The following is a 19959-nucleotide window of genomic DNA, read 5'->3' on the forward strand; positions in this document are numbered from 1 at the left end:
CGTTATCCCAGCTTGTCGATCATGCTTTGCGTGATCAGGCATATGCCGTTTTCGGTCCGGCGGAAACGCTTTGCATCCAGCGCGGGATCTTCGCCGACGATCAGCCCCGGCGGGATCTTCACGCCCCGGTCGATGATGGCGTTCTTGATGTAGGCGCGCCGCCCGACCTCGGCATGGGGCAGCGCCACGACCCCCTCCATCTGGGAAAAGGAATGCGTGCGCACCCCGGTGAACAGCAGGCAGCGATAGAGCGACGAGCCCGACACGATGCAGCCGCCCGAGACCATCGAGGACACCGCCTGCCCGCGTCGACCTTCCTCGTTGTGGATGAACTTCGCCGGGGCCGTCAGTTCCGAATAGGTCCAGATCGGCCAGTCGGTGGCGTAGATGTCCAGCTTGGGCTCGAAGTCGGTCAGGTCGATGTTGGCCTTCCAGTAGGCGTCGATGGTGCCGACGTCGCGCCAGTAGGGCTCTTTCTCCAGTCCCGTCATCACGCAGGAGCGCCCGAAAGGATGCGCATAGGCGCCGCCCTCGGCCACGATGGCGGGAATGATGTTCTTGCCGAAGTCATGCTCGGACTCCGGGTCCTCTGCATCCGCCTCGAGCAGGCCGTAGAGATACTCCGCCTCGAAGACGTAGATCCCCATGCTGGCCAAGGACCGCGTATCGTCGCCCGGCATGGTCGGCGGATCGGCGGGTTTTTCGACGAATTCCGAGGATCTTGTCGGTCGCGTCCACGCCCATCACGCCAAAGCCGGTGGCCTCTTCTTTCGGCACCTCGATGCAGCCCACCGTGACCTTGGCCCCGGTCGAGACATGCTGCTCGATCATGACGGAATAGTCCTGCTTGTAGATGTGATCGCCCGCGAGGATCAGGATGTATTTCGGCCCGTAGCCGCGAATGATCGACAGGTTCTGCGTGACCGCGTCCGCCGTACCCTTGTACCAGTTGGTCTCGTCGATCATCTGGCTAGCGGGCAGGATATCCAGCCCCTCGTTGCGCTCGGCCCGGAAGAAGGACCAGCCGCGTTGCAGGTGGCGGATCAGGCTGTGGGCCTTGTACTGCGTCGCCACGCCGATCCGGCGGATGCCGGAGTTCACCGCGTTCGACAGGGCAAAGTCGATGATCCGCGTCTTGCCGCCGAAATAGACCGCCGGTTTCGCGCGCACATCCGTCATCTCTTTCAGGCGGCTGCCGCGCCCGCCCGCAAGGACATAGGCCATGGTCTGCTGCGCCAGGCTGAATCTGTCGTGTTGCATTATTCCTCCCCTTATCCCTGTTCCGCCCTCACCCCTGCGACAGCTCGAAAAAGACCGTGGCAAGCGGGGGCACGGTAATCTCCAGCGAGTGGTCGCAGCCGTGCGCGGGCACCGGGTCGGATGCCCGCCCGCCGCCGTTGCCCTGATTGCTGCCGCCATATGCTTCGGCATCGGTGTTCAGCCTCTCGACCCAGTAGCCGGGGCGCGGCACGCCGATCCTGTAGCCGGTCCGTGTCACCGGCGTGAAATTCGCGATGACCAGCACCGGGGCGCTGCCCGTCGTCCCCTCGCGCAGCCAGACAAAGATCGAGATCGCTGGCATTGCCGCCGTCGATCCAGCGGAAGCCCTCGGGCCTGCTGTCCTTTTCATACAGCGCGGGCGTGGCGCGGTAGAGCGCGTTCAGGTCGCGCACGAGGCGTTGCATGCCCCTGTGGCTGCCATACTCCAGCAGGTGCCAGTCGAGGCTGCTTTCGTGGTTCCACTCCCGCGGCTGGGCGAATTCCCCGCCCATGAAAAGCAGCTTCTTGCCCGGATGCCCCCACATGAAGCCGAAATAGGCGCGCAGGTTGGCAAAGCGCTGCCAGTCGTCCCCCGGCATCCGCCCCAGCAGGCTGCCCTTGCCATGCACCACCTCGTCATGGCTGAGCGGCAGGACGAAGTTCTCGGAAAAGGCGTAGTGCAGCCCGAAGGTCATCTTGTCGTGGTGGTATTTGCGGTTGATCGGGTCCTCGGCCATGTAGCGCAGGGTGTCGTTCATCCACCCCATGTTCCACTTGAAGCCGAAGCCCAGCCCGCCGTGATCCGTGGGCGCAGAGACACCCGGAAAGGCGGTGCTTTCCTCAGCGATGGTCATGATATCGGGACAGGCCGCATAGACCTGTTCGTTCATCTGCCGCAGGAAACCGATCGCCTCTAAGTTCTCGCGCCCGCCGTGTTCGTTGGGCACCCATTCGCCCTCTTTCCGCGAGTAGTCGCGGTAGAGCATCGAGGCCACTGCATCCACCCGCAGCCCGTCGATATGGAACTCCTCGGCCCAGAACTTGGCGTTGGAAATCAGGAAGTTGCGCACTTCGGTCCGGTAGTAGTTGTAGACCAGCGTGTTCCAGTCCGGGTGGTAGCCCTCTTTCGGGTCGGCGTGTTCGTAAAGCGCGGTGCCGTCGAACTGGGCAAGGCCGTGGGCATCGGTCGGGAAATGCCCCGGCACCCAGTCGATGATCACCCCCAGCCCCGCCGCGTGGGCCGCGTCCACCATGGCGCGAAAATCATCCGGCGTGCCAAAGCGCGAGGTCGGCGCATAAAGGCCCACCGGCTGATAGCCCCACGAGCCGCCGAAGGGATATTCCGAGATCGGCGTCAGCTCGATGTGGGTAAAGCCCATCCCGGCGGCGTAGCCCACCAGTTGCTCGGCGTGCTCGCGGTAGGTCAGCGGGCGGTTGCCGTCCTCGGGCACCCGCCGCCAGCTTTCGAGGTGGACCTCGTAGACCGAGATCGGCTTGTCGATGCGATGCGCGTCGGCGCGCCGCCCCATCCAGTCGCCGTCCTGCCAGTCGTGGCCGTCCAGATCGCGCACCACCGATGCGGTCGCGGGCGGCAGTTCGGCGCCAAAGCCCACCGGGTCGGCCTTCAGCGGCAGGACCTCGCCCGAGGCACCGAGCAGTTCGTATTTGTAGACCGTGCCTTCGCCCAGATCCGGAAGGAAGATCTCGTGCACGCCGGTCTGGCCGCGCCGCCGCATGACGTGCCGCCGCCCGTCCCAGCCGTTGAAATCCCCCACGACCGAGACCCGCCGCGCATTCGGCGCCCAGACAGCGAAATGCACGCCGCTGACGCCTTCGTGTGTGCGCACATGCGCACCCAAGGCGTCCCAGAGGCGGCCATGGGTGCCCTCGCCCAGCAGGTATTCATCGACCTCGCCCAGCACGGGGCCATAGCCGTAGGGATCGCGCTCTTCCCATGTGTCCGCCCCCCGGGTGAAGCGCAGCCGGTAGGGAAAGCGGGTCTTGCGGCGCGGGATCACTCCGGCGAACAGGCCCTCGGACAGCGGCTCCAGCACCGCCACCTGCTTGCCCTTGGCGTCCAGCACCTCTGCCCCTTCGGCACCGGGGCGAAAGACGCGGGCGACCAGCCTGCCGTCGGGCAGGCCGTGCAACCCCAGAACCGCGAAGGGGTCGCCATGGCGGCCCGACGTGATCTCGTCGGCGGTTCCGGGGTCGATGAGTGTCATCCGGTCTTCTCCAGTGTCGTGGCATCCGCCGGGCCGACATCCCAGATGTCGCGGGCGTAGCCCTGTATCGTGCGGTCGGACGAGAACCAGCCCATGCCCGCGGTGTTGGCCAGCGCCATGGCGGCCCATGCGTCGCGATGGCCAAAGGCCTCATCCGCTCGGCGCTGGGTGTCATAGTAATTGTCGAAGTCCTGCGAGACGCAGAAATAATCGTGATCCCAGAGGTTTCCGACAAAACCGTGGTAGCGCGACGTGTCCCCGGGCGAGAACCGCCCCTCGGCGATCTGCTGCAGCACGCGCTGCATCCGGGGGCTTTGCTCGATGGTGGCGCGGGCGAAACCGGGCCGCTTGCGGGCCTCCATGATCTCTTGCGCGGTCAGGCCGAAGAGAAAGAAGTTCTCGGCCCCCACATGCTCGCGGATCTCGACATTGGCACCATCCAGCGTGCCGATGGTCAGCGCCCCGTTGAGCGCGAACTTCATGTTGCCGGTGCCCGAGGCCTCCTTGCCCGCCGTGGAGATCTGTTCCGACAGGTCGGCGGCGGGGATCAGCATCTCTGCCATGGTGACGTTGTAGTTGGGCGGGTAGACGATCTGCAGCAGGTCCTTGGTCGCCGGATCGCTGTTGATGACGGTGGCGACGTCATTGATCAGGTGGATGATCTCTTTCGCGACGTGATAGCCGGGCGCGGCCTTGCCGCCGAAGATCTTGACGCGCGGCTGCCAGCCCGCGCCGGGGTTGGCCCTCATCTCGTTCCACAGCGCGATGGTTTCGAGGATGTTCATGTGCTGGCGCTTGTATTCATGGATGCGCTTGATCTGCACGTCGAACATGGCGTCGGGGTCGATGCTCTGCCCCAGCGTCTGCCGCACCCAGTTCGACAGGCGTTCCTTGTTGTGGCGCTTGGCGGCCATGAAGTCCGACAGGAAGGCCGCGTCGCCGGTCTTGTCCTTCAGCGCCTTCAACTGCTCCAGATCCGCGACCCAGCCGTCGCCGATGGCACCCGTGATCAGGCCCGACAGCGCCGGGTTGCAGGTGTGCAGCCAGCGGCGCGGGGTGATGCCGTTGGTCTGGTTGATGATCCGGGTCGGGTGGATGCGGTGCAGGTCGGAAAACAGCGTCTGCTTGACCAGATCGGTGTGCAGCGCCGAGACCCCGTTGACCTTATGCGCCATGATGAAGGCCAGCTCCCCCATCTGCACGTTGCCATGGTCAAGGATGCGCGGGCTGCCCGCGAATTCCGCCTGATGGCTCGCCTCGATCTCTCGGATGATCTCCAGATGCCGGGGCAGGACGCGACCGAACAGCCACTCGGGCCAGCGTTCCAGCGCCTCGGGCAAAAGCGTGTGGTTGGTATAGCCAAGGCAGCGGCGGGCGAGGTCGATGGCCTCTCCCATGCCCAGCCCGTGCACGTCGACCAGCAGGCGCACCAGTTCCGGCCCGGCGATGGCGGGGTGGGTGTCGTTCAGCTGGATCGCGGCGGCCTCGTCCAGCCTGCGAATGTCGTCATGGGTGACGAGAAAGCGCCGGATCAGGTCCTGGATCGAGGCGGCGGTGAAGAAATACTCCTGCTTCAGCCGCAACTCCTTGCCGGTCTCGGTGGTGTCGTCGGGGTAGAGCACGCGGCAGATGGTGCGGGCCAGCGCCTCTGACCGGGAAGCGGACAGGTAGTCGCCCCGGTTGAAGCTGGCGAGGTCGAAGACCTTGACCGGCTGCGCCGACCACAGCCGCAGCGTATTGCCCCAGCGCCCCCGCCAGCCGATCACCGGCGTGTCATGGGCGGTGGCAAAGACTGTCTCATGCGGGTGCCAGTGGGCGCGGCTAGTCGTGGTGTTCGACGTGGCCGCCGAAGGTGATGGAATACTGCACCTCGGGGCGCTCGAACTCCCAGGCGTGTTTCTGGCTCAGCCAGGTCTCGGGCTTCTCGATCTGCTGGCCGTCGACGAAATCCTGCTCGAAGAGCCCGTGCTCGTAGCGGATGCCGTAGCCCATCGCCGGGATGCCCAGCGTCGCGAGGCTGTCCATGAAGCAGGCGGCCAGCCGCCCCAACCCGCCGTTGCCAAGCGCGGCGTCGGGCTCGTCCCGGACCAGCGTGTCGAAATCCTGCCCAAGCTCGGCCAGCGCCGCGCGCGCCTCTTCGGTGGCGCCGAGGTTGGCGGCCATGTCCTCGACCAGACGCCCGATCAGGAATTCCATCGACAGGTAGTAGACCCGCTTCGCCCTGCGGGCGTAGGTCGTCTGGGTCGAGGGAATCCAGTGATCGACGGCCCGGTCGCGCAGCGCGTGGGACAGCGCCATGCGCCAGTCGTAGACGGAAGAGTGGCTGGCGTCCTTGCCAAGACCATAGCGAAGATGGGCGAGGATGGCATCTTTCATGACAGGCGTCCCGTAGCTTGCGATCTCCCCACATCAGCACCGGGGCACGGACCGCACAAGTCCGCCCCGCTCACCCGGCAACGCCAACATGGCCATGTTGCGCATTTGGCAAGCCTGCGCGGGGGCCAGCCCCTGCATCCCCCGAGGATCTGCCCGGAGAAGCAGCAGGATGGAAAAGGCCCGCGCCCCGACAGGGAAGGCGGGCCTGCGGGTCACGCCGCCTTGGGCGTCAGTTGCTGTTCCTCGACCGGGGGCGGTTCCTGCGCGCCGGTCATGATCGCCACGGCATCCGACATGGTGATCTTCTTCGGGTCGACCACCGCGTGGCGCTTGCCCAGCCGGTGGATGTGCACACGGTCGGCCACCTCGAAGACATGCGGCATGTTGTGGCTGATCAGGATGATCGGGATGCCCTTGGCGCGCACGTCCTGGATCAGCTCCAGCACGCGGCGGCTTTCCTTGACCCCCAGCGCGGCGGTCGGCTCGTCCATGATGATGAACTTCTTGGCAAAGGCCGCGGCGCGGGCCACGGCGACGCCCTGCCGCTGCCCGCCCGAAAGCGTCTCGACCGCCTGATTGATCGACTGCACCGTCATCAGACCCAGTTCGGTCAGCTTGTCGCGGGCGAATTTCTCCATCGCCTTCTTGTCGAGCTGCCGGAAGACCGAGCCCATGATGCCGGGTTTGCGCAGCTCTCGGCCCGCGAACATGTTGTCCGCGATGGACAGCGCGGGCGACAGCGCCAGTTGCTGGTAGACGATCTCGATCCCCATCTCGCGGGCCTGCAACGGCGAGGAGAAATGCACCGGCTTGCCCTCGATCCGGATCTCGCCCTCGTCGGGCTGGACGGCGCCGCAGATCGCCTTGACGATCGACGACTTGCCGGCCCCGTTGTCGCCGATCACCGCCAGCACCTCGCCGGGGTAGAGATCGAAGTCCGAGTGGTCGATGGCGGTGACATGGCCGTATCGCTTGACGATGCCACGGCCCTGAACGACGGGTTGAACGCTCATGCCGATGCCTTTCTGATCCAAAGCGGCTGTGCCGCGGTCCACTGGAGGCCGGGCGCGATCCCGACGGGCGGCCGAGATGCGGGCCGGGTCATGCGGAGGCCTTCCGGATCCACTGGTCCACCGCGACGGCGGCGATGATCAGCACCCCGATCAGCAGGTAGGTCCACTGCGCATCCGCCCCTAGAAGGCGCAGGCCCAGCGTGAAAACCCCCACGATCAGCGCCCCGAAGAGCGAACCCAGCACGGCACCGCGCCCGCCGAACAGAGAAATCCCCCCGATCACCACGGCGGTGATGCTTTCGATATTGGCCAGCTGGCCCGAGGTCGGCGACACCGACCCGATCCGCCCCACAAGGGCCCATCCGGCAAAGGCGCAGATCAGCCCCGAGGCCATGTAGACGGAAATCAGCACCTTGTCGGTCTCGATCCCCGACAGCTCTGCCGCCTCCTTGTCATCGCCGATGGCGTAGACGTGGCGGCCCCAGGCGGTCTGTTTCAGCACGTAGGCAAGGAAGAGAAACAGCACGACCATGAAGATGGCGCCATAGGTCAGCCGCGCGCCGCCGATGGCGATCACCGTGCCGAAGAACTGGAACAGCGGCGCCTCGGCCTCGATCTCCTGCGCGCGGATCGTCTCGTTCGCGGAATAAAGGAAGTTGGTCGCCAGCACGATCTGCCACATGCCCAGCGTCACGATGAAGGGCGGCAGCTTGACCTTGGCCACGAGGACGCCGTTGATGAAGCCCATCAGCGTCCCGCAGGCCAGCCCGCAGAGCACCGCGACAGAGGGCGGCAGCCCGTAGCGGAAGGTGAACTGCCCCATCACGACAGAGGACAGCACCATGATCGCGCCCACCGACAGGTCGATGCCCGCGGTCAGGATCACCAGCGACTGCGCCGCCGCGACGATGCCGACGATCTGCACCTGTTGCAGGATCAGCGTCAGCGCGAAGGGAGAGAAGAATTTCGACCCCAGCAGCAGGCCGAAGGTGACGATCGACAGGACGAGAACGATCAGCGGCACCAGCGCGGGGTTCGTGTGCAGCGCGTGCTGGACGGAATAGAGCAGCCCCTTGCGCCTTTCGAACTCGGCCACGCCGGAGGTGGCGCCGGACAACGACGATTCGTAGTCCTGCCCCTTCGAGGCAGTCTCTGACATGGGTTCCTCCCCCTGTGTCTGGGTCCGTCTTGATGCACGATCCCGGTTCAGCCTAACGCAGGGGAACCGGTCGCGTCCACGGCGAAGGGGCGGGCCCGCCGCCCCCTCGCGCCTGTCAGTGCGCGATCAGCCCCAGCAGAGGTCGGTGCCCTCGGCGACAGAGATCGACTCGACGCCCTCGACGGGCTGGTCGGTGACCAGGGCCACGCCGGTGTCGAAGAAGTCCTTGCCCTCGGTCGGTTCCGGCTTGGTGCCGTCCTCGGCCCATTTGGCAATCGCCTCGATGCCCAGCGAGGCCATCTTCAGCGGGTACTGCTGCGAGGTCGCGCCGATCACGCCGTCAGCGACGTTCTGGATGCCGGGGCAGCCGCCGTCGACCGAAACGATCAGAACGTCGTTCTCACGCCCGATGGCCTTCAGCGCCTCGTAGGCACCGGCGGCGGCAGGCTCGTTGATGGTATAGACGACGTTGATCATCGGGTCGGAGGCCAGCAGGCTTTCCATGGCGCGGCGGCCGCCCTCTTCGTTGCCCTGCGTGACGTCATTGCCGACGATGCGCGGATCTTCCTCGTCGCCCCACTTGTTGGGGTCCATGACGTCGATGCCGAAGCCGGTCAGGAAGCCCTGATCGCGCAGCACGCCCACGGTGGGCTGCGACACGGCGAGGTCCAGCATGGCGATCTTGGCGTCGGCGGCGGCGTCGCCCAGCTTGGCGGCGGCCCATTTGCCGATCAGCTCACCGGCAAGGAAGTTGTCGGTGGCAAAGGTCGCATCGGCGGCGTCGATGGGGTTCAGCGGCGTGTCGAGCGCGATCACCACAAGGCCCGCCTCGCGCGCCTGCTGCACGGCGGGCACGATGCTCGAGGTGTCGGAGGCGGCGATCAGGATGCCTTTGGCGCCATCGGCAATGCAGGTCTCGATGGCCTGAACCTGCGTTTCGTGGTCGCCGTCGACCTTGCCCGCGAAGGACTTCAGGTCGATGCCCAGCTCTTCGGCCTTGGCGGTCGCGCCTTCCTTCATCTTGACAAAGAAGGGGTTGGTGTCGGTCTTGGTGATCAGGCAGGCACCGACCGAGTGGCTGGCAGCCTGCGCGCCCGACGCCAGCGCCGCGGCGGTCAGGGCGATTGCCGTACCGGCAAGGAATGTCTTCATCGTATCCTCCCAAAAAACATAAGCTCTGCGGCCTGTGACATGACGCCACGGATTCCTCCCGCTATAATCAGGAAACAGATTCGCCCGCTTTCTGTCAATATTAAATAAATCAATCACATTTATTATTGACACTGCGCCTGTCTTGCTGACAGCCTTCTTCGCGTTTCAATCCTGTGGAAAAGCCCGATACCGCCATGCAAAGCCCTGATAAAAAGACCAAATCAGAGGCACAGACCGCGGCCACCCTTTTTGCCCGCGGGTCGAACCAATCCGGAGTGCGCGCGCACAACGAGCGGCTTGTGCTGACGCTGATCCGGCAGGTCGGGGCCCTGCCCAAGGCAGAGATCGCCCGGATGACCGGACTGTCGGCGCAGACGGTGTCGGTGATCATGCGCGCGCTCGAGGCCGAGGGCCTGCTGAAAAAGGGCGAGCCGCTGCGCGGAAAGGTCGGCCAGCCCTCGGTGCCCATGAGCCTTGTCGCCGAGGGCGCCTATTTCCTTGGCCTCAAGGTCGGGCGGCGCAGCCTTGAACTTGTGCTGACCGATTTTCGCGGCACGGTCGTCGGGCGGCAGGCGCAGGCGCATCGCTTCCCCTCGCCCGATGCGGTGGTCCGCTTCGCGACCGGGGCGATGGAAACGCTGCTGGCGGACCTGCCGCAGGACCGGCGCACGCGGGTCGCGGGGCTGGGGATCGCGATCCCCTTCCGCCTGCACGACTGGCCGGACCTGCTTGCGCTGGAGCCGGGCGCCATGGACGCCTGGCGCGACCGCGACATTGCCGCCGAGATCGCCGCGCAGTGCAGCTTTCCCGTCTTCCTGCGCAACGATGCCTCTGCCGCCTGCGGGGCCGAACTGGTCTTCGGGGATCAGAACAGGCCGCGCGATTTCCTGTATTTCTTCATGGGCTTCTTCGTCGGCGGCGGGCTGGTTCTGGACAATACGCTGTACACCGGGCGGACCGGGAACGCCGCCGCGCTGGGGTCGATCCCCATCGGGATCGAGGGCACGACGGTCCGGCAACTGGTCGATGTGGCCTCGCTGGTTTCGCTGGAAAAGGCGCTGAAGGAGGCCGGCCATCCCTCCGAGGCGATATGGGCCGGCTGCACCGTCTGGGATATCCCCGAGCCGGTCCTTGACGCATGGCTGAGGCAGGCGGCAGAGGGGCTGGCCTATGCCATCTTCTCCTCGGCCTGCCTGATCGACTTCGAAAGCGCGATGATCGACGGCTGGATGCCGTGGCCGGTGCGCGCCCGGCTGGTGGACTACACAGCCGAGCAGCTGACCCGGATCAGCATCGCCGGGATCGACATACCCGAGGTGCGCGCCGGCACCATCGGCCCGGACGCCCGCGCCCTTGGCGCCGCAAGCCTGCCGCTGTCGGAACGCTTCCTCGTGGATCGCAACGCCTTTCTGAAAGGCTGAGCGCGCCGGGGACGTTCGGATATCGTCCCCGTCTGCTGCCCGGGCGCGGCAAGATACCAACCCGCACCGCCGGACGCAGAGGCCGCAACCCTGCCCCTGCGCCCCTGAACCTCCCGGACAACCCGCACCGCCCGAAGCATCCCCCGAACCTTTCGGGCACCCCATTCCGCAGCGTGTCGCCGCCAAGGCCCGGCGTCCCGCCTCAGCCCCAGGTCGCAAGGGCTGCCGCAAGCTCTGGATGGTCCTGCGCCTGCGCCGCCAAAGAGCGCCCCGCCGCCGCCGCATCCCAGGCCTGCCGGATCGCGCGCACGCCGCCCGCCGCGCCGCCGGGGTGCCCGTGGATGCCGCCGCCGCCAAGGTACATCAGGTCAAGCGTGCCGCCGGTGCGGTTGTAGGTATCCACCGCCTGCCCGCCCCACTGGCCGGAACAGACCACCGGCAGCGCGCAATCCTCGGGCGCGAAGATCGGCGTCGTCACCGCCTCGAAGCTGCGCAGAAAGCTCTCGTCCGGCTCCCAGTACTTGGCCCGGATGCCGTTGATCTGGAACTGGTCGACCCCCAGCAGGCGCCAGATCTTCTGGTAGGCGCGGAACTCCATCCCCATGGCGGGATGCCGCGTCAGCACGTCCCAGCCGTTGCGATGCGCGTGCAGGCACAGCCGCGAGCGCCTGCGCAGGTAGGTCATGCCGCCGAAGCCAATGGCGTTGATGTTCACCACCGCCGCGTTGCCGCCGTGCTCCAGCACCAGGTCGTGGTTCGCCATCATCTCTTCGGGATCGGCGGAAGAGATGCCCCAGGCGTACATCACCCGCTTGCCGGTCTTCTGCTCGTGGTCGCGGATCACCGGCATGATCGCCTTCAGCCGGTCCTCCAGCAGCGAGTAGCCGGGGCTCATCAGCTTTTCGTCGTCCTTGATGAAATCGACACCGGCCTCGCAGAGCTCTTTACCACCGCCGCCGTTTCCCCGGGCAGCAGCCCCAGCGACGGCTTGATGATAGAGGCGATCATGACGCCTTCGTCCACGCCCATCAGGCGGCGCGAGCCCGCGACGCCGAACTGCGGACCGGGGTGGCAGGACCATTCGTCCGGCAGGTCGATGTCCATCACCCGGGCGCCGGTCAGCCCGCGCACCGACCAGGCGCCATGCACGCAGATCGTCATCAGCGCCGCCACATCGGTGCCCACGGCCTCCAGCGGGAAGGAAATCTTCACGTCGGCGCGGTGGAACGGGCCGGGCCGGTCGTCCGGCAGGCCCGACCGCTCTGCATCCGCCAGCATGGTCACCTGCTCGACCCGGGCGGCGCAGCGCGCGCGCACCGCATCGGTCTCGCCGGGCAGCGCCGTGAAGGTGCCGGTCGACTGGTCCGAGGCGACCTTGACCGCCGTGGCCTCGATGTCGCCGGGCGTTTCCAGCCGGTAGGTGACGGTGATCCTGCTCTCGGTCATGGCAACCCCTCCGAACGCCGCGTTCACGGATCAGTAATACTCATCATACCTGTTGGCAACCACCGCCGCATGAGGCATGGTCGCGCTGCCATTCAAGGGAGGGTCACCATGAAAGTCGCGCTGATCGGATGCGGGTTCTTTGCCATCAACCAGCTGCATGGCTGGCAGGATGCCACGGGGGCCGAGGTGGTGGCGGTCTGCGATCGCGACCCCGAGCGGCTGCGCTTGGTGCAGGAGCAGTTCGGCGTGACCCGCACCTATACCGACGCGCGCGCGATGTTCGCCGAGGGCGGCTTTGACACCGTCGACATCGCCACCACGGTCCAGTCGCACCGCCCGCTGGTCGAGCTGGCCGCCCGCCACGGCGTGCACGTGATCTGCCAGAAGCCCTTCGCCCAGACCATGCAGGACGCCCGCGCCATGGTCAGCGCCGTCGAGGCCAGCGGCAAGGTGCTGATGGTGCACGAAAACTTCCGCTGGCAAAGCGCCCTGCGCGCGGCCATCGACGCCCTGCGCGGCGGCGCCATCGGCACCCCCTTCTTTGGCCGCGTGTCCTTCCGGTCGGGCTATGACGTGTTCAGCGGCCAGCCTTACCTGGCAGAGGGCGAACGCTTCATCATCGAGGATCTGGGCATCCATATCCTCGACGTTGCCCGCGCGCTGTTCGGCGACGTGCGCCGCCTGACCGCGACCACAAGGCGCATCAATCCCGGCATCGAAGGCGAGGATGTCGCCACCATGCTGCTGGAACACAAGGACGGCGTGACCTGCGTCGTCGACTGCTCTTATGCCACGAAGCGCGCGCCCGAGACCTTTCCCGAAAGCCTGCTGGAAATCGACGGCACCGGCGGCACCCTGCGGCTCGACGCGGGGTACAGGCTGACGATCCAGACGCCCGGGGGGCCGAGACGCGCGATGTCAGCCCGCCGGTTCTGCCCTCGGGCCGCGCGGCCCTGGCACAACATCCAGGAAAGCGTGGCGCTGATCCAGCAGCACTTCGTCGACAGCCTCGCGGCAGGCAGGCAGCCCGAAACCTCGGGCGCCGACAACGTCCTGACGCTGGCGCTGGTCGAGGCGGCCTATCTGTCCGCGGTACCGAACACCGCACCGTCGAACTGTCGGAAATCTGACGGCTTTCCCGCCCCGAAGCCTTGCGCCATCATGCGCGAAACGAAGGAGAGGCCATGACAAGCGAACCCGAGAAGATTACCCGGCGCAAGCTGTCGGACGAGGTGCTCGACCGCCTGCGCAAGATGATCATCGCGGGAGAGTTGCGGCCCGGCGACACCATGCCGTCGGAACGGGCGCTGATGGCGCGCTTCGGTGTCGGGCGTCCCGCCGTGCGCGAGGCCCTGCAGACGCTGCACAACAGCGGGCTGATCACCATCAGCCATGGTGAACGGTCGCGGGTGAACGAGATCGACGCCGAAACGGTCTTCACCCAGTCCGACGACATCATCCGGCTGGTGCTGGCCATGGAACCCGCCAACGTCGACCACCTGCGCGAGGCGCGGCGGATGTTCGAGCTGGGCATGGTCCGGCTGGCCGCCGAGCGGCGCACCGAGGACGACCTCTTCGACCTCGAGGACACCATCGTCCGGCAGCGCGCCTACCTGTCGCAGGACATGCAGCACTTCATCGCCGCCGACATGGCCTTCCATTCCAAGATTGCGCAGATCGCGGGCAATCCGATCATCCACGCGGTGTCTCGCGCCATGGTCGGCTGGCTTTTCGCCTTCCATCAGGGGATGCTGCACTGGTCCGGCAACGAAGAGGTCACGCTGGCCGAACACCAGCGTATCCTGGACCGCCTGCGCGCGCGGGATGCCGAGGGCGCCGTGGCCGAGATGGCCACGCATCTCGACCGCTCCAGCGAGGCCTTTTCCCTGCACCGTGAGGGCGAGGGCGGAAAGGCCTGAAGCCGCGCCCCCGTTCCCTTCGGCCATGCCGGGACGGCGGCCGCGATCCAGACGCCACCGGCCCGGTGCGCCGGAACCGCCCCCGCACCACCTGCGCCGTCACCCGGTCCGGCGACAGCCCCCCGCAGCGGGCCGCAATCGCCGGGACGGGCGGGATCAGCCGCGCGGGCCGCCGCCGTCTCGGATCCAGCCAAAGAAGTCCTCGCTGCCCATCTGCCCGCCCTTCAGCGCGATCTGCAACCCGTCGTGGATGCCGCCGCCATGACCGACACAGAGCGGCGCGGCGGGGATCGTCGGGGCCAGCGCCTGAAGCGCCTCGATACCCAGCGCGCGCATCCCGTGCCCCGAGGTATCGCCGCCCGAGATCACCGCGCGGCGCAGCCCGGTTTCCCGCAGGATGCCGTCCAGGATGCGCCCCAGCGCCTTGCCGATCATCTCGTTGGCCTCGGGGCCGCTCATGGTTCCGCTTGTCAGCGCCGCGCGCACGGCGGCAACCGCCGGGTCGTCCGGGCCGGTGGCGGAACAGACCAGCGGGCTGGCCCGCGACGCGGCGCCCGCCTCGATGGCCCTGGCGATCTCGCTGTCCAGTTGCGCCGGGTCGCGGATGACGCTGGCCGCGTCGAAGCGGATCACCTCGAACCCGTTCGCCGCCGCCCAGCCGATCTGCCGCGCGGTCGAGGGCGAGACAGAGCCGGACACGACGGCGATGCGCTCGACTCGCCCCGCGCCGGTCAGGGGCTGTGGCGGCGGGATCAGCCCGGCCTTCTGCCAATGCCGGACCAGCGCGTATTCCACGCCCTGCGATCCCGCGACAAAGCCCATCTCTGCGCGGTTCTCCCACAGCAGGCGCCCGGCGGCCTGCTCTGTCACCGGGTCCATCGAGTCGATGGACACCATGCGCGCCCCCGCCCGCAACGCATGATCCAGCGCCGCCTGCGGATCGGACCAGAGCGCCTCCAGATCCACCAGCGCCGAGGGCAGGTCGGTCTGCGCGGCGAGATGCTTCAACAGGTCCGATTCATGCATCGGGGTGACCGGGTGGCGCGCCATGACCGGGTGACGGTCCAGCCGGAAGACGCCGTCGAAGGTGCCCGCGAAGAGATGCCCGAAGGCCTGATAGCGCCGGTTCTGCGGCGCGCCGGTCAGCACCGGGGCGGCGCGGCTGCCGGTCACCTCCAGCCCGATCTCGATGGCCTTGCCGATATTCCCCGATGTCGGCGCGGAATCGAAGGTCGAACAGACCTTGTAGTGCAAGAGCGGCGCGCCCAGCCCCTTCAGAAAGGTGAAGGGCCCCGGCAGGTTGGCCGCCATCCACTCTGGCCCCTCGGTCCGCGCGGTCGAGGCGATGCCCACCGCCTGCGCGCCTGCGAAGCGCGCCATCAGGGCGGGCGACGGGATGTCGGAAAACAGCACCGTGTCGATCCCGGCAAAGGCCAGCACCTCCATCACCGAGGTCGACCCGGTAAAGTCGTCCCCGAACCAGCTCAGCAGTCGCGCCACAGTCACCCCCGAATTCCTTGTTGACAGGTTAATCGCCCGCACATTATCTGATCATACCAGTTATTCAAGCCCGGTTAACGAGCCGTTGACCCGTGGGCTGTCCCGGGATGGAGGAAACATCATGACGAAACTTGCCCTGCTCGGCGCCGGCGGCAAGATGGGCGTGCGCCTGTCTCTGAACCTTGCCAAGACGGATTTCGAGGTTTCCCATGTCGAGGTCTCCGAGGCCGGTCGCGCGCGGCTGAAGGATGCGGTGGGCGTGGACTGCGTCGACCAGCAAGAGGCGCTCGACGGTGCCGAGGTGGTGGTGCTGGCGGTGCCGGATACGCTGATCGGCAAGGTCGCCTCGGGCATCGTGCCGGTGCTGAAGCCGGGCACCATGGTCGTGATCCTCGACGCCGCCGCGCCCTATGCGGGCCATCTGCCCGAGCGCGCGGACATCACCTATTTCGTCACCCACCCCTGCCACCCGGCGATCTACCACAACGAGCCGACCGAGGCCGCGCGCCTCGACCGCTTCGGCGGCGTGGCCCATCCGCAGGGCGTCGTGAACGCGCTGATGCAGGGCCCCGAGGAGCACTACGCCACTGGGCGACCGGGTGGCCAAGGCGATCTACGCACCCGTCCGCCAGACCTACCGCGTCACGGTCGAGCAACTGGCCTATCTTGAACCCGGCCTGTCGGAAACCGTCTGCGCCTCGCTTCTGGTGGTGATGAAACAGGCCATGGACGAATGCGTGAAGCAGGGCATTTCCGAGGAATGCGCCAAGGACTTCCTGCTGGGCCACATGAACATCCTCGGCGCGGTGATCTTCGGCGTTCAGGAAGGCCAGTTCTCGGACGCCTGCAACAAGGCCATCGAATTCGGCATCCCCGCGCTGATGAAGGACGACTGGAAACGCGTCTTCGATCAGCAGGAGATCATGGATTCGATCAAGCGGATCACCTGACCGCGTCAGCCCCCTGACGGCAGACTTCCGCGTTCTCAGAGTCCCTCTGGACAGGGCATCGTAAAAGTCCCGAACGCCCTGAAGGCCTGGCGGGGTACTGGCGATGCGATGAGAAGCGGCATCCCTTCAGCCCGACGCATCCCTGCGTCGGGCTTTTTCCTGTGCGGGGGCCTTTCCAAAACACGCACCGAGGCCCGGACTACCCTCGACTTTTAGCGCCGCCCCGTGGGGGCGGACCGGCGTGGCCCGACGATGCCGTCGGGCGGGCGTCGCGCAACAAAAGGGAAAGCTCGGGAGACTTCACCCGCGCCAGCGCGGTCGGCCTGCTCTTCCGAGGACAGCCACAGGGATCGCGCTCCCACGGGGCGCCGGGTCCGCTCAGGACGGCGGGGCGTTGTGGCGGCGTGTCAGGGTTTCCGTGCAGGCCGCGACCTCCTCGCCGCGCCGCGCCGCGTCCCAGCCCAGTGCCGCACCGGCGACCTCGGCGACCCGGGCGATCACGGCGCGCGAGGCCTGTCCGGTCACCCCCAGCGTGGTGCGGCGCAGGACGATGTCTTCCAGATGCACGACCTGCTCGACCCGGGCAATGTGGCGGATCTCGCCTTCCGAGGTATCCGTGCCCCCCAGCAGCACCGGGTCGGCGCCCTCTTCGGCGGCCACCGCGCGGGCCGTGGCCCCATAGCGGTCCAGCAGCAGGGCCACACGCCCGGGGTCCGCCCCGGTCGCCGCAGAGGCCTCGGCGATCCAGTCCCCGCGCGCTGCCGCGTCCGGCATGCCCTGCCCGCCGCCGATGCGCAGCGTATCCGTGCCCTGTCGGCGCGGATGGCCCAGCCGCTTCAGCACGCTGTCGGCCACCTCGGCAGAGAAGGCGCGGAAGGTCGTCCACTTGCCGCCGATCAGCGCGATCACCGGGAAGGGGCGGTCGCCCTCGGGCTCCGCCACCGGCGCCGAGTGGTCGCGGCTGATCAGCCCCGGCGCCACCCCTTCCGAGTTCGGCAGCGGCCGGATGCCCGCGTAGGCATAGACGATCTGACCCTCGTCGAAGCGCAGCCCCGGCAGCAGGTCGCGCAGGGCGCCGATGAAATAGGCCACCTCTTCGGGTGTGCAGACGGCCTGGTCGGGATCCTCGGCCGGGATGTCGGTGGACCCCACCAGCGCCCGCCCGTGATAGGGGAAGACCAGCAGGATGCGCCCGTCGTTGCCCTCGAAATAGATCATCCGGCCATCCAGCTGGCGCAGCAATTCGGGGTGATCCAGCAGGATATGCGACCCCTTTGTGCCGCCGATCTGCCGGGGCAGCGGCATGGCCAGCGCGCGGTTGACGCTGTCGATCCATGGCCCGGCGGCGTTGACCACCAGCCGCGCGGTCACCTCCCGCACCCCGTCGGGACCGTCCAGATGCAGCACCGCGCCGCTGCGCCCGGTCAGCGCCGTCCAGTTCAGCGCCTCGGAGCCCGGCGACAGCCGCGTCCCGTCCTGCACCAGTTCCAGCACCAGCCGCTCGGGCGCGGTCACGGTGGCATCGTGGTAGCGGCCCACGGCGGCAATGCGCGGCGTCAGGGCGGGCACTTCCTCCAGCGCGCGGGCGCGCGAGAACATCCGGTGGCGCGGCATGACCCGCGCCCGGCGCCCGTAGAAGTCGTACATCGCCAGCCCCATCTTCACCAGCAAAGCCCCCGGCTGCGCGGCGCGGTGGTCGACCCCAGCAGCGTGCGCAGCGCCGCCCCGATCCCCCGGTCCAAGAGAAGATCGGCAGCAGAGTCGGCAGCGGCTTCACCAGATGCGGCGCATTGCGCAACAGCAGGTTGCGCTCGTAGGTGGACTCGGCCACCAGCCGAAGCTCGCCGGTTTCGAGGTACTTCAGCCCGCCATGGATCAGCCGCGACGGCGCGGCGGAGGTGCCCGAGCCAAAGTCGCCCTTGTCCAGGATCAGGCAGCGCAGGCCCTGCGCGCAGAGGTCGCGGTACAGCCCCGCGCCGTTCACACCCGCGCCGATGATGACAACGTCGAAAGCCTCGCTCATGCCCCGCGCTCCATGGTTTCCAGCGCATTGAGCCGGTCGTAGGTGTGCGACAGGTCCGCGGCCACGGCACGGAAGACCTCGTAGCGGGCTTGGTAATGGGCGGCGCGCCCGGGGTCGGGCCGGTGGGTCACCGCATCCGACAGGTCGCGCGGATCGGCATCGAAGCGCGCGAAGGCGCCCACGGCGGCCCCGGCACAGAGCGCCGCGCCCCGGGCGGCGGCCTCGTCGGTATCCGTGACCGTCACCGGCATGTTCAGCACATCCGCAAACAGCCGCGCCACCAGCGGGTTGCGCGAGGCGCCGCCGGTCAGGCGGGCCACGTCCCCGCCGAAACCGTCGCGCAGCGCCTCGACGTGCTGGCGGTGGTTGAAGGCGATGCCTTCCAGCAGCGCCGCCAGCATGTCGCCGCGCCCGTGCCAGCCGCGCAGGCCAAGGAACCCGGCGCTGGGGGCCGCGCCCATGGGCGAGCCGAAGAGATAGGGGTGGTAGAGGATCGGCGAGGGCCGCGCGAGGGCGGCCTCGATTTCCGGCGTCAGGTCGGCATGGATCGCGGCGCCCTTGGCGGCGCGCTCTGACGCGCAGAGCGTATCGAGGAACCAGTCGTAATTGGTGGTCGAGGCGGGCGAGATGGACATGGAATTCCACTGCCCGGGCTGAATTGCGTTGCGGCAGAACCAGCGCGCGTCTGTTTTGGGGGCGTCCGAGACGGCCTCGTTGATCGAATAGGTGCCCGCGACGACGCCGATCACGCCGGACCTATGGGCACCGATGCCCAGCGTCGAGGCGGTGACGTCATGCAGCCCCGCCGCGACCGGCGTGCCCTGTGCCAGCCCGGTCAGCGCGGCGGCCTCGGGCGTCACCTGGCCCACAACCTCCGCCGAATGCGCGGCCTCTGGCAGGGCATGGCGCAGCGCGCCCAGCCCGTAGAGATCCAGCGCCGCTGCGGACCACTCCTGCGTCCTGACGTCGGTGAAAGAGGTGCTGGCCTCTGTCCGGTCGGTGCCGATGACGCCGCAGAGGCAATAGCGCAGCCAGTCCTTGCAGGCGAGGATATGGCTGATGCGGGCGAAACGCTCCGGCTCTTCCGCCATCATCCACGCCAGCAGCGCCGAGGGCGCCGAGACATGCGGCGCCTGCCCGGTCCGGGCCAGCGCGCGGTCGGGCAGGTCGGTGGCCGCCCAGCCCGCCACCACGGCCTCGGCCCGGCTGTCCAGAGAGAGGATGCCCTTGCCCAGCGGTGCCCCGGCCTTGTCCAGCAGGTAGATGCCGTCGCCATGGGCCGTGGCCGCGACGCAGAGGATGTCCCCGGGGGCGGTGCCGCTGACCTCAAGCGCCTCGCGCACCGCCTCTGCGGTCTGGCGCCAGAAGTCCTGCATGTCGCGTTCCACCCGGCGCGGCGCGGGCATGATCTGCGCAAGGTTCCGGCGCGCCACGCCGCGGGGGCGGCCCGCAAGGTCGAAGACCACCGCCTTGGTGACGGTCAGCCCGCTGTCGATGGCGAGAATGCGGCTCATG

At 67.6% G+C, this 19959-nt stretch carries 13 protein-coding genes and 4 pseudogenes; 5 read left to right on the plus strand and 12 right to left on the minus strand.

Annotated elements, in window-relative coordinates; translation table 11 throughout:
• Positions 1-2: 2 nt before the first annotated feature.
• From glgC to ABFB10_RS08430, 6 genes and pseudogenes are all read right to left on the minus strand, one after another.
• Positions 3-1260, minus strand: a pseudogene (glgC, locus tag ABFB10_RS08405) (glucose-1-phosphate adenylyltransferase).
• Between the two features lie 28 nt (positions 1261-1288).
• Positions 1289-3485 (minus strand): annotated as a pseudogene (gene glgB / locus ABFB10_RS08410) (1,4-alpha-glucan branching protein GlgB).
• Positions 3482-5861: pseudogene (locus tag ABFB10_RS08415) on the minus strand (glycogen/starch/alpha-glucan phosphorylase). Before ABFB10_RS08415 ends, glgB begins: the two co-directional pseudogenes overlap by 4 nt.
• A gap of 212 nt (positions 5862-6073) precedes the next feature.
• Complete coding sequence (locus ABFB10_RS08420) at positions 6074-6874, minus strand: ATP-binding cassette domain-containing protein (RefSeq protein WP_347166171.1); 801 nt, start codon at positions 6872-6874, stop codon at positions 6074-6076.
• 88 nt (positions 6875-6962) lie between these two features.
• Positions 6963-8033 carry an ABC transporter permease gene (locus ABFB10_RS08425; protein ID WP_347166172.1) on the minus strand — a complete coding sequence of 357 codons (1071 nt, stop codon included), beginning with the start codon at positions 8031-8033 and terminating at the stop codon, positions 6963-6965.
• Positions 8034-8159: 126 nt separating this feature from the next.
• On the minus strand, positions 8160-9185 hold the full coding sequence (locus ABFB10_RS08430; protein WP_347166173.1) for a sugar ABC transporter substrate-binding protein: 1026 nt from the start codon (positions 9183-9185) through the stop codon (positions 8160-8162).
• A 275-nt stretch (positions 9186-9460) separates the two neighbouring features.
• On the opposite strand from ABFB10_RS08430, the gene ABFB10_RS08435 reads away from it, so the two are divergent.
• Entirely contained in the window at positions 9461-10606 is a 1146-nt protein-coding gene (locus ABFB10_RS08435; RefSeq protein WP_347166174.1) for an ROK family transcriptional regulator, read from the plus strand.
• 202 nt (positions 10607-10808) lie between these two features.
• Here the strand turns inward: ABFB10_RS08435 and ABFB10_RS08440 are convergent, their stop codons facing one another.
• Together ABFB10_RS08440 and ABFB10_RS08445 are read right to left on the minus strand one after the other, a co-directional pair.
• Positions 10809-11501, minus strand: coding sequence for a RuBisCO large subunit C-terminal-like domain-containing protein (locus ABFB10_RS08440; RefSeq protein ID WP_347166175.1), 693 nt, complete (start codon positions 11499-11501; stop codon positions 10809-10811).
• Positions 11501-12052 (minus strand): hypothetical protein, encoded by a 552-nt coding sequence (locus tag ABFB10_RS08445; RefSeq protein ID WP_347166176.1) that lies wholly within the window; start codon positions 12050-12052, stop codon positions 11501-11503. The genes ABFB10_RS08440 and ABFB10_RS08445 overlap by 1 nt, the downstream gene beginning before the upstream one ends.
• Positions 12053-12160: 108 nt before the next feature.
• On the opposite strand from ABFB10_RS08445, the gene ABFB10_RS08450 reads away from it, so the two are divergent.
• Complete coding sequence (locus tag ABFB10_RS08450; protein ID WP_347166177.1) at positions 12161-13240, plus strand: Gfo/Idh/MocA family protein; 1080 nt, start codon at positions 12161-12163, stop codon at positions 13238-13240.
• Complete coding sequence (gene nanR, locus ABFB10_RS08455; protein WP_347166178.1) at positions 13237-13971, plus strand: transcriptional regulator NanR; 735 nt, start codon at positions 13237-13239, stop codon at positions 13969-13971. Before ABFB10_RS08450 ends, nanR begins: the two co-directional genes overlap by 4 nt.
• Before the next feature lie 156 nt (positions 13972-14127).
• Here nanR and ABFB10_RS08460 read toward each other — a convergent pair whose 3' ends face one another.
• The gene (locus tag ABFB10_RS08460; protein ID WP_347166179.1) at positions 14128-15477 is read right to left on the minus strand and encodes a four-carbon acid sugar kinase family protein; all 1350 of its coding nucleotides are present in this window, start codon (positions 15475-15477) and stop codon (positions 14128-14130) included.
• Between the two features lie 115 nt (positions 15478-15592).
• On the opposite strand from ABFB10_RS08460, the gene ABFB10_RS08465 reads away from it, so the two are divergent.
• Positions 15593-16141, plus strand: coding sequence for an NAD(P)-binding domain-containing protein (locus ABFB10_RS08465; RefSeq protein ID WP_347166180.1), 549 nt, complete (start codon positions 15593-15595; stop codon positions 16139-16141).
• Complete coding sequence (locus tag ABFB10_RS08470; protein WP_347166181.1) at positions 16071-16421, plus strand: phosphogluconate dehydrogenase C-terminal domain-containing protein; 351 nt, start codon at positions 16071-16073, stop codon at positions 16419-16421. The genes ABFB10_RS08465 and ABFB10_RS08470 overlap by 71 nt, the downstream gene beginning before the upstream one ends.
• 378 nt (positions 16422-16799) lie before the next feature.
• Here the strand turns inward: ABFB10_RS08470 and ABFB10_RS08475 are convergent, their stop codons facing one another.
• The 3 genes and pseudogenes from ABFB10_RS08475 to ABFB10_RS08480 form a co-directional block, all read right to left on the minus strand.
• Positions 16800-18080, minus strand: a complete 1281-nt coding sequence (locus tag ABFB10_RS08475; protein ID WP_430523039.1) for a glycerol-3-phosphate dehydrogenase/oxidase — start codon at positions 18078-18080, stop codon at positions 16800-16802.
• Positions 17971-18444, minus strand: a pseudogene (locus tag ABFB10_RS24045) (FAD-dependent oxidoreductase); the annotation flags it as partial. The gene ABFB10_RS08475 and the pseudogene ABFB10_RS24045, both read right to left, overlap by 110 nt.
• Positions 18441-19958: an FGGY-family carbohydrate kinase gene (locus tag ABFB10_RS08480; RefSeq protein WP_347166182.1), complete on the minus strand. Its 1518-nt coding sequence runs from the start codon at positions 19956-19958 to the stop codon at positions 18441-18443. The pseudogene ABFB10_RS24045 and the gene ABFB10_RS08480, both read right to left, overlap by 4 nt.
• Position 19959: the final 1 nt, after the last annotated feature.

The organism is Ponticoccus litoralis, assembly GCF_039769985.1.
Taxonomy (GTDB): Bacteria; Pseudomonadota; Alphaproteobacteria; order Rhodobacterales; family Rhodobacteraceae; genus Ponticoccus; species Ponticoccus litoralis.